We start from the raw sequence: 18,754 nt of genomic DNA on the forward strand, positions 1-18,754 counted from the left end.
TCCTTATTCTTATTATTCTTCTGTCTGCAGCGCCAAGTAACGGTCTAACTCTTCATCACTGAGATCTTCTATTGCCAGCTCTCCCGAGAGTAATTTATTCAGCTGGATTTGTTCATCCAGGTAGGCTGCCTGTTCAGATACGGTTTGCCGATTAAAAATCTCTTGCATGGGCAACTCAAGGGCAAATACCTGGTTAACTTTTGTCAGCAAGCGCGTGGCTAATAAGGAATGGCCCCCCAGATGAAAGAAATTATCGGTTATCCCGACTCTTTCCAGGCCGAGCACTTGCTGCCACAGCTCACACAAGGTCTGCTCGGTTGCCGATACCGGTGCCACATAGTCAAAACCGGCTTGCATCCAAACAGGCTCAGGCAGGGCTTTCACATCCAGTTTGCCGTTTGCCGTGAGCGGCAAGGCGGCCAACGGCATATAAGCCCCCGGCAACATGTACTCGGGTAAGCTTCGTTTTAACCAGGTACGCAAATTGGCAATCATATCCGGATGCTGCTCACCTGCGGTGACAACGTAAGCGGCCAGGCGCTTATTGCCCCCTTCCTCTTCTTTTGCCAGCACCAGGGCGTCGCGCACCGCGTAATGCTCCCTTAACTTTTGCTCAATTTCTCCCAGCTCGATACGAAAGCCGCGAATTTTCACCTGATGATCGATACGTCCGACAAACGCCAGGTTGCCGTTATCAAGCCAGCGCACCAAGTCGCCGGTTTTATACAAACGCTCTCCCGAAGTCTTAGCAAAAGGATGCTGGATAAATTTTTCTGCAGTCAGCTCCGCCTGGTTTAAGTAACCCCTGGCCAAGCCTTCTCCGCCGATATAAAGCTCGCCTATCACCCCCTCAGGTACCAGGTTTTGGTGTTTATCCAGAATCACCAGTGAGCTGTTACTTAAGGCTTTACCGATAGGTATGGCTTTGTCCCCGCCGTCAAAAGCGGTGACATCAAAGCTGCTGGCAATCACGGTCGCCTCTGTCGGGCCATAGGTATTTAACAAACGTATCTCTTGCCCATTCTTTTGTTGACAGCTTTGTTGCCAGCGCGCCAGATGCGCAGGAGAAATCGCTTCCCCGCCGACAATCACCTGCCTTAAGGAAGTATCATGCACCCGGATGGGCAACATTTCTTCTTCGGCCAATTGGTGCCAGTAGGCCGTGGGTAAGCTGGCAAGGGTGATTTGATGCCTGTTCACCAGTTGCCAGAATTCAAACGGTGCCAGCACCTGATCGCTTTCGGGCAGCACCAGGGTGCCGCCGCTCAGTAATGACAGGGTCAGCTCTTCCACCAAAATATCAAAGGAAAGAGAAGAAAACTGCACCAGCTTATCATTGGCGGTTATTTGATATTCTGCCGCCGCACCGGCCCGGTATGACTGCCAGTTTTGATGACTGACCATCACCCCTTTAGGCTGCCCGGTAGAGCCGGAGGTATAAATAACATAAGCCAGATCATCTGCCGCAGAGGTCGTTGCCAATGCCGGCAGATCTGTATCCTCAAAATCATTAACGCAGGTGGTCACCGCTTCCCGGTCAAGGTATACCGCCTGCTCCCCGCTGATTGGCGTTTGCAGGGTGCTATCGGTTAATACCATCTCTAACTTGGCATCTGTTAGCATATAAGCCAAACGCTCCGCGGGGTAACCGGGATCGAGCGGCACATAGGCTCCGCCCGCTTTAAGCACAGCTAAAAGACTCACCACCATATCGATTGAGCGCTTAAGACAGATACCCACCAGCTGACCCGGTTTTACCCCCTGCTGGTTTATCAGGTAACGGGCCAGGCGGTTCGCCCTGGCATTTAATTGCCCATAGCTTAGTTCCTGCCCGGCAAACTCCAGGGCTACCGCCTGTCCCTGCTTACGCACCCATAGTTCAAATACCTCATGGATACTAAGGGGTTCGCCTTTTTCCACCCGGCCCGGGTTAAGCTGTTGTCCGGCCTGCTCTTGTGGGATAAACGGCAGTTTAAAGACATTTTCTTGCGGCCGTGCCAGCAAGGCCGCCACAAGAGCTTCAAAATGTGCCGCCATGGCGGTGATGCTTTGTTCTTTGAATAAGTCCGTGTTGTATTCCCAGTGCAATACCAGCTGCTGGTCTTTTTCTTCCGCCGTCAGGGTAAGATCAAACATGGCCAGCTCGTTTTCCTCGGCAACCGCCGTTAAGGTCAACTCGGGTAATACCAACCGCTGCTGTTCATTGTTCTGCAGCACCAGCATCACCTGGAACAGCGGACTGTGCTGCAGGCTCCGCTCCGGCTGCAACCGTTCCACCAGCTGCTCGAACGGCAGTTGCTGATGGGCATAGGCATCCGTTAGCATCTGCTTGCTTTGCTGCACTAAACCAGCAAACCCCGGCTCTTGTGACAAATCGCTACGCAGCACTAAGGTATTGACAAAAAAGCCAATCAGGTTGGCAACTTCCTGCTGCTCCCGGTTGGCAATCGGACTGCCGATAACAATATCGCTTTCATTACTGTAACGCGCCAGCAACACGGAGAAGGCGGCATGCAGGCCCATAAAAAGGGTTGCCCCCTGGCCCTGGCACAAGGTTTTTAATGCCGTAAGCGACTCCCGCCCCAAGCGGCTGCTGACAGTTTTTCCGGTAAAGCTCTGGGCCGCAGGCCGGCTGTAATCCAGTGGCAGGCCATGAGCCACTGGCAGATCCGCCAGCTGCTGTTGCCAATAGCCTAGCTGCTGCTCCAGCACTTCATCTTTCAGGTATTGCCTTTGCCAATGGGCATAATCGGCATATTGCACCTCCAATGCAGGCAAGGAACTGGCCTGCCCACGGCTATAGGCGTCATAAAGAACAGAAAACTCCTTGATCAGCACCGACATCGACCAGCCGTCCGAGGCAATATGGTGCATGGTCACCACTAACACATGCTGCTGCGGGGCACATTTGATCAGGTGTACCCTGAGCATTAAATCCCGGGTCAAATCAAATATTTTGCTGCCTTCAAGGGCAACCTGCTCCTTGACCGCCTGTGCCTGCTCCTGGCCCGCCAGCGCCGAGTAATCCGATCTGGTCAGTTTAAAAGTTCCCACCTCGCGGATAAGCTGGACCACCTGGTTGTTTTCTTCAGCAAAGCTGGTGCGCAGACTTTCATGGCGCTTGATGATCTCATCAAAACTGCGCTCCAGCGCCTGAATATTCAGGGCTCCCGATAAATTCAGCGCCCCGGTAATATTGTAATGGGCACTGCCGCCGTCGATTTGATCCAGCAGCCACAACCTTTGCTGGGCAAAAGACAGTGCCAGCGGTTGCTCTCCCCGAGGCACCCGGGTAATAGCAGGAGCATTACTGCCGGCATTTTGCCGCAAAGTGTTGACTATCTCCGGCTTATGTTGCCGTATCTCGGCCACCAGTGCAGGCGTAAGGGCAGTTTTATCCCCCCTGACCACTAAATCACCCTTTTCATCGAGGGCTAGTTTGATCTGTAACGTTTTTAGAGTGGTTAATAAGTTTACTACCGGGGTCATATCGTTAATTCCATTTCGTCTTCTGAAAGTGTGCCATCGTCAGCCGATTGCACGCTTAAAATTAGTAACTGCTGCTCAATAATACCGGCCAGCATTTCAATGGACTGGGCTTTAAAGACCTGGTCCAGCAAGAGCACGATATTGAAAGTTTCATTGATTTGGGCGATCAAGCGCGTCGCCTGCAAGGAGTTTCCTCCCAGTTCGAAGAAGTTATCTTTTATGCCCACCTGTTCCAGGCCAAGCAGGTTTTGCCACAGCTGGCATAACTTCTGCTCCACTTCGGTTACCGGCGGCACAAATTCGGCAAATACCCCGACAGCCCGGTTAATAGACAAGGCAAATTGTTCCACCCTGGCCTGGATAGCCGAAATATCCGCAAGCGAATTTGCTATGCCTTGATAATCGATCACCACTTCAGGCATGGCCGACCCGGCAGTAGCGGCTTTTTCTGCCGGCTTGTCGGCACCGGCTTTATCAGCGCCGGATTCTGCGCTATTGTCCTGCTGCCCGCTGGCCTGCAGGTAATCGACCTGCTCCGCCATCGCCGTTGTTAAAGACCAGGATTCCAGCTCAGCTCCCCCGCCTTCAATCCCCAGGGTTTGCAGGAAGTTTAAGGCAGGCAGGTTCTTCTTCGACTGGTGGTAAAGCAGGTCTACCGACACCAGGGACAGCCGCTTGGCAACCGACGCCAGATGGCGCACCATGGCATGTTCAACACCACGCCCCATCGCCCGGCAACTGAGCATAAAGTCGGTGACTTTCAAGCTTTGCTGATCCACCTGTGCCAGCAACAGGCCAACATCGCCATAATCACCAAAGCGATCACTCACCGAGACATTCCAGCCGAGCTGGCCTTTGGCGATAAAATCACGGATCTGGCCTTCACTGTGACGGCGTGTGGTCAGGTTAAACTGGTTGGTGCGCAGACTCAGCTCCGAAGCCCTTGGAATATGCCGCTCCCCGATCTGCTGGATCTCTATGTTCAGCTCCAGGCTCTCAAGGAATTCCGACAAGTCGAAATGACTTTGTTGCAGTTGCTGCCTTTGCTGATCCGCCTTGTAATAGCGGCTGCGCTCCGCTCCCATGCCGGAGGATGTCACGCGGTCAAAAGCCCAGCTATGGGCTAAAAACTGCTCAATACGTCCGGTATCTGCCGGCAGCTGCAGGGTCAATACCTGGGGCACACGGCTGCGCACTTCAGCGCATTGCATGGTATCGTCATCAATAAAGATAAAACTGTCCAGGCCGAGATTAAGCTCAGCCGCTATTTCCCTGATGTTTTCCGACTTGGCGTGCCAGTTCACTTTCGCCAGCACGATATGCTCCATGGTCAATAACATATCCGGATGTTGATCAAAAACTTGCTGGACATCTTCCGGGTTGTTTTTACTGTTCAGGCATAACACCACCCCCTGATGGTATTGCTCCAGCATAAACTGCTGCAACGCCAGATAAGGACCGCTGATCTCCACCCCTAAGGCACCGACCTCACCGCACACTCCCTGCCATAAGGTATTGTCACAATCGAGGACAATCACCTTATAGGGACGTCGCCCCTGGCAGCTGAAACGCCGGTATAAAGCTGTTGCCATGGCGGTATAGGCCTCTGGCGTATAGGGGATACTGGCTTCCTGTTCCATAAAGGCATCCAGGGTTTGCGATACCGGATAGGCCTCGAATACATCGGCAGGTAAAATCAGATCTAACATCGGCTGCGCCTGTGCCAGCTCAGCTAATTTCGCTTCCAGCGCCAGACATTGCTCGACAAACTCCAGGTCTTCGAGCAGGGCGCTTGATGCCGGACACACCATCAGGATCAAAGGTGAGCTTATCCTGCTTAGCGCCTGCTGCAAAGCGCCGAAAAAGTGTGACGCATTCAGGGCCAGTTCATCGCCGCTGGCCCCGAGCCAGTCCTGCCAGCGAAACAAAATCGCACCACAGCCATGGGAGATTTTCACCAGCTCGCTATCGGGATTGAGCAATTCCTGGAATACCTGGTTATAAGGGGCAAAATCCACCTTAAGTGCCTGATTAAACTCTTTGCCCCAAAACATCAGCGGCTCTTTTATCGGCTCGGCGGTAAAACTTGCCGCCAGATAAAACTGCGGGAATAATTGCGCAGATCTCTGCATCTGCTCCGCCAGGGAAGTACTCAAGCTAAGCTCATCCAGGCTTAGTGCATGCTGTGTCACCATCACCGACAAGATGTCCTGATAATTGGCCAGCAGCAAAGCTATGGTCTGTTCGCTAAAGTACTTGCCCTCATATTGGACAACCAGCTCCAGCCCCTCCGGGCGTTCGATGGCTTCAAACATCAGGTCCAGCTGAGTGCCGCCGGCGCTGAGATCCTGCTCCAGGTTTTCCATCGCCAAGCCATCGAGGGAAAGGTTTTCTTCCTTGATATTTTGCAGGCGCAGCGAGACGTTGTTAAACGGGTTTTGACTGCCGGTACGCTCCGGATTGATATGCTCCACCAGCAAGTCAAACGGCAAATCCTGGTTGGCCAGGCCATTCACCACCACCTCATTGGTGTGCCTGACAATATCGATCAGCTGCTGCTGTGGATTCAAGCGGGTACGCAGGGTCAGGACATTAATAAAACAGCCGATAACCGATGCCAGTTCGACCTGGTGCCGCCCGGCCACGACCGTGCCTATCACCACATCCTGCTCTCCCGTCCATTTTGCCATCAGGGTATTTAACCCCGCCAGCAACACGGAAAATAAGGTGGCATTTTCACCGCGGGCAAAAGCCTGCAGTTGTTCGCTTTGCTCCCGGGTTAACCTCAAAGACCCGGTTTTTCTCAGAGACGGTTTTTCATCGTCTGCCAGGAAATCCAGGGCTAAAGGTAAAGACCTTGGCGCATCCGACAAATGCCCTGACCAGTAATCAAGCATTTCACCGCCGGACTCGCTTAACGGCTCACTGAAACATTGATGCTGCCAGGCACTGTAATCCTGGTACTGGTAATCAAGCGGGGTCAGCTCAGGTATTTCCTCCCGGCTATAAGCCAGGTAAAGGCGGTTAAACTCCTTGATCAATAATGCAACGGACCAGCCGTCGGCAATGATATGATGCAACTTGGCCAGCAAAATAAATTCACCATTGCTCAGCGCCAACAGCTGCAATTTAAATAAAGGTGGTTTGGCCAGGTCAAAGCTTGCCGTGGCATGGGCTTGCATCGCTGCCGTTAACTCCTGCTCGTCTACGGGGACCACCTCAATTTCCAGTGCCAATTCATCCATGGCACAGAGTTTTTGCACTGCTTCACCGCGATGATTGATCACAAAAGCACTTCGAAAGACATCATGTCTTGCCACCAGCGCCCGGTAGGTTTGCTTAAGGGCTGCCTGATTGACCTCGCCGCCAAGCTTAATGGCTGCCGGCATGTTATAGGCACTGTTTGCCCCGGTCATTTGCTCCGCCAACCAGAAGCCTTGCTGGGCAAACGAGAGTCGATATTCCTGCCCCTGCGGCGCTTTGACTAATTTAGGCAATAAACTTGTCTTTGATGTTTCAAGCGACCGGGCCAGCAGGCGTATAGTTTGCTGTTTAAAGATAACCGCCAGGTTGATCTCGACATCAAATTCATAGCGTATTTTCGCCGACAATTGCGTCGCCAGCAGGGAATGTCCGCCTAAATCAAAGAAGTTATCGGTAACACCGACACGTTCAAGCCCCAGCAGTTCCTGCCAGATGGCAGCTAAACGCACTTCCTTGTCATTATTCGGCGCCACATAAGTCTCCTGCCCTAAGCTCATATCCGCCTCAGGCAAGGCTTTTTTATCCACTTTACCGTTGGCGGTCAGCGGCAGGGCCTCGAGTAAGACAAAGGCGGCCGGCACCATATATTCCGGCAACTTCTGGCTTAAGTTTTGTCGCAGCGCTTCGATAAACTCCCGGCGCTGCTCGTTATTTTCCTCTTGCACCAGCACCTGGGTCTGATCCGAAACCAAATAAGCGATCAGGCGTTTATTGCCGTTATCATCCTCTTTGGCCAGGACAATCACATCCTTGACCTGAGCCTGGGCTTTTAAAGCATGCTCGATTTCACCCAGCTCAATACGGAAGCCACGGATCTTGACCTGGTGGTCGATACGGCCTAAAAATGCCAGGTTACCGTCGGCTAAACGGCGCACCAGGTCGCCACTTTTATATAAACGTAACGGTGTTTCCCCTTTATCCCCGGTTTTGAGACTGACGAAAGCCTGTTCGGTCAACTCAGCCTGGTTTAAATATCCCCGGGCCAGGCCTTCACCAGCGATATAAAGCTCGCCGGCAACTCCGTCGGGCACAGGGGCCAGATATTGATCTAATACCAGCAAACGGCTGTCCTGACTTGCCCGGCCAATGGGGATCATACTGGTATTCGGAGCTAGGGTGCTGACATCCGCGTAACTGGCGATCACTGTGGTTTCAGTGGGACCATAAGTGTTTAACAAACGGATATTGTCACCTGATGCTTGCTGCCAGCGCCCTAAATGCCGGGCAGAGATGGCTTCTCCCCCGACGATAACCAGTTCCAAGGCGGTTGTTTTTAACGACTCTGCCAACTGGTCATCAAGACATAACTGATGCCAGTAGGCCGTGGGTAACGTCGCTATCGTCACCCTGTGCTTATCCAGCCTTTGCCAGAATTCGGCCACCGAAGGCACATCGGCTGACGGCGGCAGCACCAGGGTATTGCCATGTAACAGGGACAAACTCAGCTCTTCCACCAGGATATCGAAGGAGATGGAAGAAAATTGCAGTACCTTTTCCTGCGCTTTGAGGCCGTAATCCCGGGAAACCGAGCGGCTATAGGCCTGCCAGTTGTCATGGCTGATCATCACCCCTTTGGGCAGCCCGGTAGAGCCGGAGGTATAAATAACATAAGCCAGGTGCTCCGGGGCAACGCCGGTTGCTAACACCGGAATATCTTCATCGCAATAATGTTCCAGTCCGGTTAAAAAGCCCTCCTCATCCAGGCATAACGCCTGGGCCTGGGTGACAGGGGTTTGCAGATAACTATGCGTCAGCACGGTTTCCAGCGCGGCATCGCTGAGCATATGGCTCAGGCGCGCCTCGGGATAGGCGGGATCCAGCGGCACATAAGCGCCCCCGGCTTTAAGTATCGCCAATATGCCTACCACCATGTCTACCGATGGTTCGATGCAGATCCCCACCAGGGTGTCGGGTTTCACCTGCCTGTTTTCCATCAGGTAACGGGCCAGGCGGTTTGCCCGGATGTTAAGCGCTTGATAGCTTATACGCTGATCCGCCAGCTCCAGGGCTATAGCCTGCGGTGATTTTTCAACCCGGTGCTGGAAGATTTCGTGGACACAAAGCGCCTCACGACTTTCAGGTGCCTGACGAGCAGCCAGCAATGCCTGTTCGGCTTCGTCTTCACTGAGCAGAGGTAATTTAAAGACATTGGTTTGCGGCCTTGCCAGGATAGCATCTACCAAGTGCTGGAAGTGCTCTGCCATACGGGCAATGCTCGCCTGTTGAAACAGATCTGTATTGTACTCCCATGCCAGTGCCAGCCCCTGTGGCTTTTCACTGACTGTCAGGGTGAGATCATATTTGGCAATATCACGGGCTCCCGGACGCATATTCAGCTCAAGTCCGGGTAACACCAGCTCCTGCTCTTCATTGTTTTGCAATACCAGCATCACCTGGAACAAGGGGTTGTGTTGCAAACTACGCTCGGGTTGCAGCCGCTCTACCAGCTGTTCGAACGGCACTTGCTGGTGGGCATAGGCGTCCAGCAGGTTTTGTTTACTTTGCTCAAGCAAGTCGCTAAAACCCGGCTGCTGCGACAAGTCACAACGCAGCACTAAGGTATTAACAAAGAAGCCAATAAGATCGGCAATCTCCGCCTGCTCCCGGTTTGCCACCGGTGAACCCATTACTATGTCGGTTTCATTACTGTAGCGCGCCAGCAATAAAGAAAAAGCGGCATGCAGACCCATAAACAAGGTAGCTCCCTGCTCCTGACACAAGGCTTTTAATCCACTCAGGGTTTCCCGGCTCAGGATCGTGTCCAGGGTTTTCCCGTTAAAGGTCTGCATCTCGCCCCGGGGATAATCCAATGGCAAGCCATGTACGACCGGCAGATCCACCAGCTGCTGTTCCCAATACAGGAGTTGCTGCTCCAGCACGTCTCCCTGCAGGTATTGGCGTTGCCAGTGGGCATAATCCGTATATTGCAGTGTTAGCATCGGCAGCGGATTATCCTCTCCCTGGCGATAGGCACTATATAAGGCGCTCAATTCCTTGATCAATACCGACATCGACCAGCCGTCGGAAGCAATATGATGCATAGTAACCACAAGCATATGTTGCTGCGATGACAAAGACACTAACTGGACCCTGAGCATAAAGTCCCGCTGCAAATCAAAGACCTTAGTCGCGGCAAGCGTAATTTCCTGCTCCAGCAAGCGGCTTTGTTCCGGCTCATCCAGTGAAGATAAATCCACGCGGCTCAAGCTAAAACCTGCTACCGGGCGGATCTGCTGCACCACCTGGTCGTGCTCATCGCGTGTGATGCAGGTGCGCAGGCTTTGATGACGCTCGACAATAGTGGCAAAAGCCTGTTCCAGCGCCTTGATATCCAGGGAGCCAGACAAATCCAGGGTGCCGGACATATTATAGTGGGCGCTGCCGCCGTCCATCGCATCAATAAACCACAAACGCTGCTGAGCAAAGGAAAGCACAAAGCGGTTATCCGGTGAGGTCACCGGGGTAATTTGTAACCCCCTTCCCTGCTCAGCCGAGTCGGCAATCACTTGTGCCAACTGCGCCAGGCGGGTATTTTCAAAAATATCCCGGATGGCTAATTCGGCGCCAAAGCTTTGCTTGATTTCTGCCACCAGGCGCAGGGAAAGCAGGGAATGTCCCCCCAGTTCGAAAAAGTTAGCATTAGTACCTATCTCTTCAGCGGCCACCTGCAGTAATTGCCCCCAAATCTTGGCCAGCTTGATTTCGATCGGGTTAACCGGGGCAATAAAGTCTTGCGCCAGTTGGCTTTTATCCGGCTCGGGCAAGGCTTTTTTATCGACTTTGCCATTAGTGGTTAATGGAAATTCATCAAGCACAACAAAAAAGGACGGCAGCATATATTCAGGCAACAGGCCAGATAGCTCTTGTCGCAACTGTTTTATCACCTCATCCTGGGGCAAGACACCGGCACTTTCATTAAGCACTACATAAGCAACTAAGCTCTTTTGCTCTTGCCCATGTACACAAACTAACGCCGATTGCAGCGGCTCCAGATTAAGCAGCTGCTGCTCAATTTCCCCGAGCTCGATCCTGAAACCGCGAATTTTCACCTGGTCATCAATACGTCCCAGGTATTCCATTTCCATATTGCCAAGGAAGCGGGCCAAGTCGCCGGTACGGTATAAACGCTCATCCCGGTTATAGGGGTTGATAATAAAACGCTCTTGCGTCAGCTCGTCCCGGTTCAGATAGCCGCGGCTGACACCGTCTCCACCGACAAAAATTTCACCACAGGCGCCCACAGGCACAGGCCTTAACGCTTCATCGAGCAGATACAGGGATAGATCCGCAATCGGCCGGCCAATCAGGCTGCCCTGGTTTTCCTCGATATCGGATGCCAGGATACGCCGGTAGGTGACATGCACCGTGGTTTCCGTAATGCCATACATGTTGATCAGCTCAGGAGCACTGTCCCCGTGGCGCGCCACCCAGGGCTTGAGGCTGTTTAAATTGAGCGCTTCCCCGCCAAAAATCACCGAGCGCAGCGATAACTCACCGCCGACCTCTTCATCCACCAGGCTCAGCTGGCTAAAAGCCGAGGGGGTCTGGTTTAATACTGTGACTTTTTCCGCTATCAGCAACTGATAAAGCTCGTCATAGGCACGGGAGACCCGCTGTGGAATAACCACCAGGCGGCCGCCGTGAAGCAGGGCTCCCCAAATTTCCCATACGGAAAAATCAAAAGCATAGGAATGGCACATGCTCCAGACGTCATCGTCATTAAAATGAAAATGCTGCTCGCTGGCTTTAAATAAACGTATCACCTGCCTGTGTTCCACCAACACACCTTTGGGGCGGCCGGTTGAGCCTGAGGTATAGATGACATACGCCAGGTTTTCTCCATTTTGCTCTGCAAGCTCGGGCAGGTTATCTGTGGGGTAAGTCCGGAGCTTAACCTGCAAACCGGTTTCATCCAGGTTGATCCGGGATAAATTATCGCAGGCTAACCCTTGCCCTGAGTCCGTCAGCAAGTAGTTGATGCCGCTATCTTCAATGATATAGTCGAGGCGTTCGCGCGGATTGGAAGGATCTAACGGCACATAGGCACCGCCGGCTTTTAAAATCGCCAATATCGCCACCAGCATTTGCGCCGAGCGATCAAGACAGATCCCCACTAAAGTTTCCGTCTCTACCCCTACATCGCGCAGATACCGGGCCAGCTGATTAGCTTGCCGGTTCAAGATTTCATAATCGAGCTGCTGTTGCTCATAGCTCAAGGCGGTATTATCAGCAAAAAGTGTTGCTTGCTGCTCAAAAATCCGGTGCAGGCAGGTATTTGCCGCAAAACTTTCCTGCCTGCTGTTTAATTCCCGGGTCAGGTTACGGGTTTCCTGCGCCGATAACAGCGCCAGCGCGCCCAACGGTTTATCCGCCATGGCAGGCATTGCCATTAAGATCTCTTGATAGTGTCTCAATAACTGCTGCGCCATCGCCGGACCAAAAGCTTGTTTAAGATAGGTCAGCTTCAGCGTCAATGCTTGCTCCAGCTGGGCCACTAAGGTCAGCTGATAATTGCTGCTTTCAAAGCTTTGTGCGCTGCTTAAGGTAATATCCTTTTTACCCGAAACATGTTCTGACAATGCAGCCACCGGATAGTTTTCAAACACGAATAAGCTGTTAAACAAAGGTGTGCCGGGTGCAAAACCGGAGGCTTGCTGGATCTCAGTCAGGGGCAGGAAGCTATGGCTTTCCCTTTGGTGTTGTCCCTGGTGTATGTCTTTTAACCAGGCTTGAAGATCCTGCTCCTTATCCAGGTCGATCCTGACCGGAATGGTATTGATAAACAAACCTATCATCTTATCAACATCGTTTATCTGCGCCGGACGGCCGGAAACCGTAGTACCGAATACCACGGATTTTTCTCTGCTATAAGCCGATAACAGGTAGGCCCAGGCCCCCTGCAGCACTATGCTTAGCGTCACCTTGTTTGAGCGGGCAAATTCGCTTAATTGTCCGGTCTGCTCCCGGGTCAGGCTCAACGACAATTCATCACAGCCGGGGGAATTACCGGCATCGCGTGCGCTAGGCAAAGGCGTCGGCCCTTCCAATGCGGCAAGCTCTTGCTGCCAAAAGGCTTGTGCCCCGATGCTGTCTTGTTGCAACAACCAGACGATATAATCGCGATAAGGACGGGAATTAGAGGCAACCAACGCCTCGCCCCGGCACAGGCGCTGATAACTGGCCATCACTTCGGAAAATATCAGGGGATTACACCAGCCATCGGTTAAGGCATGATGGCTGCTCCACAAGACCTGATAGGTCTGTTTGCCTAAATACCAGATACTGATGCGCATCAAAGGCGCCCGGGTTTTATCAAAACCCTGTTGTTTATCTTCTTGTATAAAGCGGGCGATCACCGCCTGCTGCTCAGCTTCATCCAGGTGGGAAAGATCCTGCTCGAACCAGGGCAAATCGGCATGTGTCAGCACCAGCTGCTGCATGCCCAAATCCTGCCCGACAAAAATGGTACGAAAAACCGCATGATCATCGATTAACTGCTGCCAGGCCTGACGGAAATAGACCAATTCAATAGAGCCGTTTAAGGTCAGCAGTTTTTGGGTGGCATAAGCGCTTTTGTCCTGTTCGCTATGGAAGATCAGCCCTTGCTGCATCGCCGTTGCCGGGTATAAGTCCTGGATCGGATAGCTTGACTGCCAGCTGTCCAGCTGCCCGGTGGTGACATTCGCCAGCGGGAAATCCGATAAAGTGCGCCAGCCGCTATCATCAGATAAACAATGGGCGACCAGGCACGATAATTCCTCGCTGTATATTTGCACCAGCTGCGCCATGGCATCGCCGTCGTAGTGCTGGTTGTCAAAAGTTAAATCAAAATGCAGGCAGGCATTGTTCACCATGGCATTAAGGGTCAGGTTATGATGCGGCCGCCGTTTCGGACTGATGGAACGCCCTTTGTTTTCGTTGAGCAAAGAGAATTTATGGCCACAGTTCACCACCTGATCAAATTGCCCCAGGTAATTAAACACCAGCTCAGGTCTGGGCTGTTTAGCCAGTTCACTGTCCTGCACCAGGTATTTAAGTACGCCAAAACCCAGGCCGTGATGAGGCACCCGGCGATAAGTTTCTTTTACCCGGGTGATCACAGTACGCCAGTCCAGGGTATCGGTAGCAAGTTTCAACGGATACAAGGAAGTAAACCAGCCCATGGTCTGGCTAAGATCTAAACCGGTATCTTGGATTTCCCGGCCGTGGCCTTCCAGATCTAAGGTCAGGGAGAGTTGCTCGGACCACTGGCAATGGGCTTTTAACAACGCCGCCAGCAATAATTCATTCACCTGGGTACGATAGGCCTGACCGGCATGATGTAATAAATGCTCCGTCAGCTGTTCATCCAACGAAAAGTTCAAAGTGGTGAAATTCACTTCTTTTTCCACCTGGGGTGGCTTAACAGGCAGATCGGCTCCCTGGTTCAGCCAGTATTCCCGCTCATCTAACAACTGCTCGCTTTTTGCATAAGCTTGCAGGAACTCACCCCATTCTTTAAACGAAGAGGTTTTTGCCGCTAACGCCGGCGCCTGGTTTTGCTCAAGCTGGGCACTGATCCGTTCAAGATCTTCAAGTATCACCCGCCAGGAGACACCATCAACGATCAGGTGATGGCACACCAGCAATAGCCGGGTTTCTCCGCTGTGATTGATAAAGTAAGCCGCTTTAAATAAACCCCCGGCTTCCAGCGACAAGCTTGCCTGTATCCTGTCGGCAACTTCCCCTAAAGCAGAGAAGTCCTCTTCGGCTAAAGTAATGACTTCCACGCTCTGCTCAAGCATGTCCCGGGTAAAGTCATGGTGGCTTGCCTGCCATTGTCCTTGTTTTGCGCTAAATGCCAGGCGCAGGGCATCATGGCGCTGATACAAATGTTCGATAAAAATCTTGGCATGTTTCGGGGTGAAAGTAGCCGGGATCGCCAGTAACACCGACTGGTTGTAATGGTGCAGCTGGGTTTCATCACCAAAGAATAAGTGTTGAATTGGCAATAAAGGCAAGTCCCCTTCAACAGGTCCCTGCTCCGCCACCGTCTCTTTATCCGCCAGTGGCGTCAGCAATAAGGCAAGGTCTTTTATTCTCGGGGCATCCAGGATGTCTTTTCCGGTTAGGGTCCAGCCTGCCTGCCGCATCCTAGATACCAGCTGAATGGAAATAATGGAGTCGCCGCCCAAGGCAAAAAAGTTTGCCCCTGTGCTTAATTCCTGCTCCGGCACAGACAATAACTCGGCGCATACCTGCACCAGGCAAGTTTCCGCTTCTCCTTGCGGCGCAAGATAATCGTCGCTAATTTGGTTGTCGAGTTTCGGCAGGGCTTTACGGTCAATTTTTCCGTTCACCATCAGCGGAAATCGCTCAAGCACCATCAGCTGTTCCGGTACCATATGGGCCGGCAGGAATTTCGCCAGCTCAAGGCGTAACTCCTTAAGCTTGATATCCGAGCCGGCAGCTGATGACATAGTGACAAAAGCCACCAGGTGCCGGGCGCCGAAATCGTCCTGCTGCAACTGCACCACAGCCGCTTCGATAGTCTTAAGCCGGGTTAACCTGGCTTCAATTTCTCCAAGCTCAACCCGGTAACCACGGATTTTCACTTGATCGTCATTGCGGCCGATAAACTCAATTTCGCCGTTGCTCAGACAACGCACCAAATCTCCCGTTTGATAAAGGGGTCCCTGGCTGTCGATGCCAGGGAAACCTTCAACAAATTTTTCCCGGGTTAACTCCGCCAGGTCCAGGTAACCCCGGGTTACCCCGCCGCCGCTGATATAAAGCTCACCGACACAACCTAACGGCTGGCGTTTTTTCTCTTCATTGAGCACATAAGCCCGGCTATTGGCAAGGGGCGTCCCTATAGGTACCCGGATATAGCTTTGCTCCTGACATAAGGCATGGGTCAGGCAACCGATTGTGGCTTCCGTTGGCCCGTAATGGTTAATCACCTGGCAAGCCTGCTCCCGGTTAAGTTTGTCGACTTTTGACAATACCCGTCCAAGCAGGGCTTCACCGCCAAGGAATAAGAAACGACAGGGAAAGCCCTGTTCAAAAAGCATTTCATCATAGAGGGCATCGAAGTGGTTCGGGGTGATTTTCAGCACATCAATTGGCTGCTGATTTAAGTGCCGGGCAAACTGGTGACTGTCCGAAGTCGCCAGCTCAGGCAAAAGATGCAGACAGCCGCCGCTGATAAACGCCAGATAGAGGGAAGTATTGCCTAAATCCGTGGCCAGGGAAGATAAGACCCCGTAGCTCATCCCCGGGGGCAGCTGATGCTTGTCTTTGATGCCAAAGGCATAATGCATTAAATTTTGATGTTCAACCATGACCCCTTTGGGTTGCCCGGTCGAGCCTGAGGTGTAAATTAAATAAGCCAGACACGACATGGTAAACCCCGCCGGACGCTCAAGATCGGCACAGGAAAAACCACTGATTTTCTGCTTATGCTCGCTGTTGTCCAGGGTGACAAAGGTCAGGGGAAAGTTCTGAAACAGCGGCAGGTATTGCGACTGGGTCAGCAGGTGCTGTATCTGCGAGTCCTGCACCATATAATCTAAGCGGGCCTGGGGGAAACTGGCATCTAAAGGCACATACATGGCCCCGGTTTTAAATACTGCCAGCACAGAAATAATCATCTCCACCGACGCCGTGGTACAAATCCCGACCCGGCTCTCCACCCCCACCCCTAAGGTGGTTAAATAATGCGCCAACTGATTGGCCTGCTGGTTAACTTCAGCAAAACTCAGCTTATCTTGTCCGGCAACCAGGGCGGTATCGCCCGGATGCTGGCGGGCAAAAGCCTCAAAAAGCTCGGCAGCGGTTTTTTCGGCTCTTACGCTGCCCTCACAGGCAGTATAACTTTGCAGCCGGGTTAATTCTGACGGCGGCATATGATCTAAAGCAGACACTTGCTGCCCGGGATCCGATAACACCTGCTCCAGCAGGAAATCCAGCCGGTTAAGCAGTAACAGGGCTTCTTCATCGCTGAAATAGGCCAGGTTATAATCGAGCTGTAATTCCAGCTCCTGCTGCTCGCCAAATTCGATCAGATTGACCGACAACGGGATTTGTGAAAAGCCATGGCCGATAAAACGGCTTAAGGTTTCGCAGTCGTCATAGCGGGCATTGATATCAAGCTTTAAATAATTAAAACAAAGATCAAACAGTTGCTGCTGACTTGAGCGGGAAAGTTTCAACTGGCGATTGAGGTGGCTGACGGGATACTTTTGATGACGAAAATCCTGCCGCTGTATTTTCCCTATGGCCCTGAGCAGCTCGGTGAAGGTAAGCTCACGACTTAGCGCCAAACGCAATGGACTCATGCTGGCAAACATACCGATAATTTGTTTCTGTACCGCGCTGGTTCTGTTATGCACGGGTGTGCCTATCACTAAATCACTTTGACCGTAACATGAGGAAAAATAACTATAAAGCAGGCCGAGGAAGATCCCTTGGATACTGGTGTCCTGCTGCTGGCAAAAGTGCTGCAGCAGCCGGGATTTTTCCCGGGATAATAAGATATGCTGACGTTTACTCGGCACCACCTGATCCGCAGCAAAACTGCCGCGATAATGTGCAGTAAATAACTGCTCGGGGATAGTTTGAAATTTGTCCAGCCAGTATTTTGCTGATTTACGATATGAGGCACTTTGCTGGTACTTGGCCTCCTGGGCAACAACATCGACAAAGTTCGGTATCGACAATATTTCGGACCAGGTTTGCTCGTCGGTCTCCTGCCCTAAAGCGGTATAAATTTCCCCCAGCTTCCTGATAATATGGCTGGTGGCCCAGCCATCCACAACCAGATGATGCCCTAAGGTTACAAACCAGTGTTCATTTTCCGACAGGGTGATAATCTGCCCGGTAAAAAGTGGCCCTTTGCTTAAGTCGAACTTAGTGGCAAACAACAGTTTAAGGTGTGCTTTTGCTTCGGCTTCGGGATCCCTGCTATCGGAAAAATCCACCCGGGCTAAGTGTGCATCACAAGTTGCAGCAAGCTTTTGCTCCGGCCATTCTTGAGTATGTTCAAAGTAAAGGCGAAAGATATCCGCCGCCTGGCTTAATTTTTGATACGCCAGCTGCAGACGAGCAATATCGATTTTTCCGGCTAAGCGGGTATAACCACAAATATTATACAACGGGCAATCGGGCAATTGCTGCTGATGAAAAAACACATCTAACTGAGGAAATGTTAGCGAATAGGATGTCAATGCTGTAGTTTGCAAAAGAGGCTCTCCTTACTTCTTGCAAATGGATCTCATCACTCTTTTTACCGGCTGTGCTTAAATAACCCATAAGCCTAACCAGAGCATAGAGATTTCTTATTATTGAATTTTTTTGTTAAATATTTTTTACCGGCTCACTGTTATCATGATTCGATTCAATTAAATAATGACTAAGCAAACCCGGAAATATTTCCAGAATAAAGTAAAAACTTAGGCCTGTTCGTCAGGCTGGTTTTTACCGGGTTGGACCCTAACAGATTAAAACGTGGACAACCGGGCAAGGATTGCGAATACAACCCATTCCCGAAGGTAAATGACAAGGTATAGGACATCAGTAAATCTGAGAACAAAATGCGTCTCCTTACTACTCTAAACTGGTCTTTATGGCGCGCTGAAAGTCTGATATTTGACAAAAGAACTTCTACGCCAGACTGATTGTTATTTTTATTTTTATTGCCTGGATAAGCAGCGGACGAGATGGAAAGGTCGACATTTGATTTGACTCTTCCATGAGGTACAGCAAGCTAAAGCAACTTCCAGTGTTCAATTGTAATGTAAGATTTTATTACAACTATTTATGCGATAGTTAACAGCAAAATAACAAAACTGTCAATATCTATTCGATTCCTGTCGATATTGCAGCAAATTTAAAAATTATCTTGAGTAAAGATATCGCTACAATGCATCGGAATTACAGGTCTGGAAAGAGCAAACACTGGCCCGTCAGAGCCAGAGATTACTTATTGATGGTTATACTCGCGGGCCAGGCAGCAGACAGG

Annotated in this window: 2 protein-coding genes; both read right to left on the reverse strand. The window is 51.5% G+C overall.

Annotated features, from left to right (window positions below; all coding sequences use genetic code 11):
• Positions 1-12: 12 nt before the first annotated feature.
• The gene (locus tag QL234_RS23875; protein ID WP_281560273.1) at positions 13-3,489 is read right to left on the reverse strand and encodes an amino acid adenylation domain-containing protein; all 3,477 of its coding nucleotides are present in this window, start codon (positions 3,487-3,489) and stop codon (positions 13-15) included.
• Entirely contained in the window at positions 3,486-17,975 is a 14,490-nt protein-coding gene (locus QL234_RS23880) for a non-ribosomal peptide synthetase (RefSeq protein ID WP_281560274.1), read from the reverse strand. Before QL234_RS23880 ends, QL234_RS23875 begins: the two co-directional genes overlap by 4 nt.
• Between the last annotated feature and the right edge of the window lie 779 nt (positions 17,976-18,754).

Origin of the sequence: Thalassomonas sp. RHCl1, assembly GCF_947387555.1 — a bacterium.
In the GTDB taxonomy this organism is placed as follows: Bacteria; Pseudomonadota; Gammaproteobacteria; order Enterobacterales; family Alteromonadaceae; genus Thalassomonas.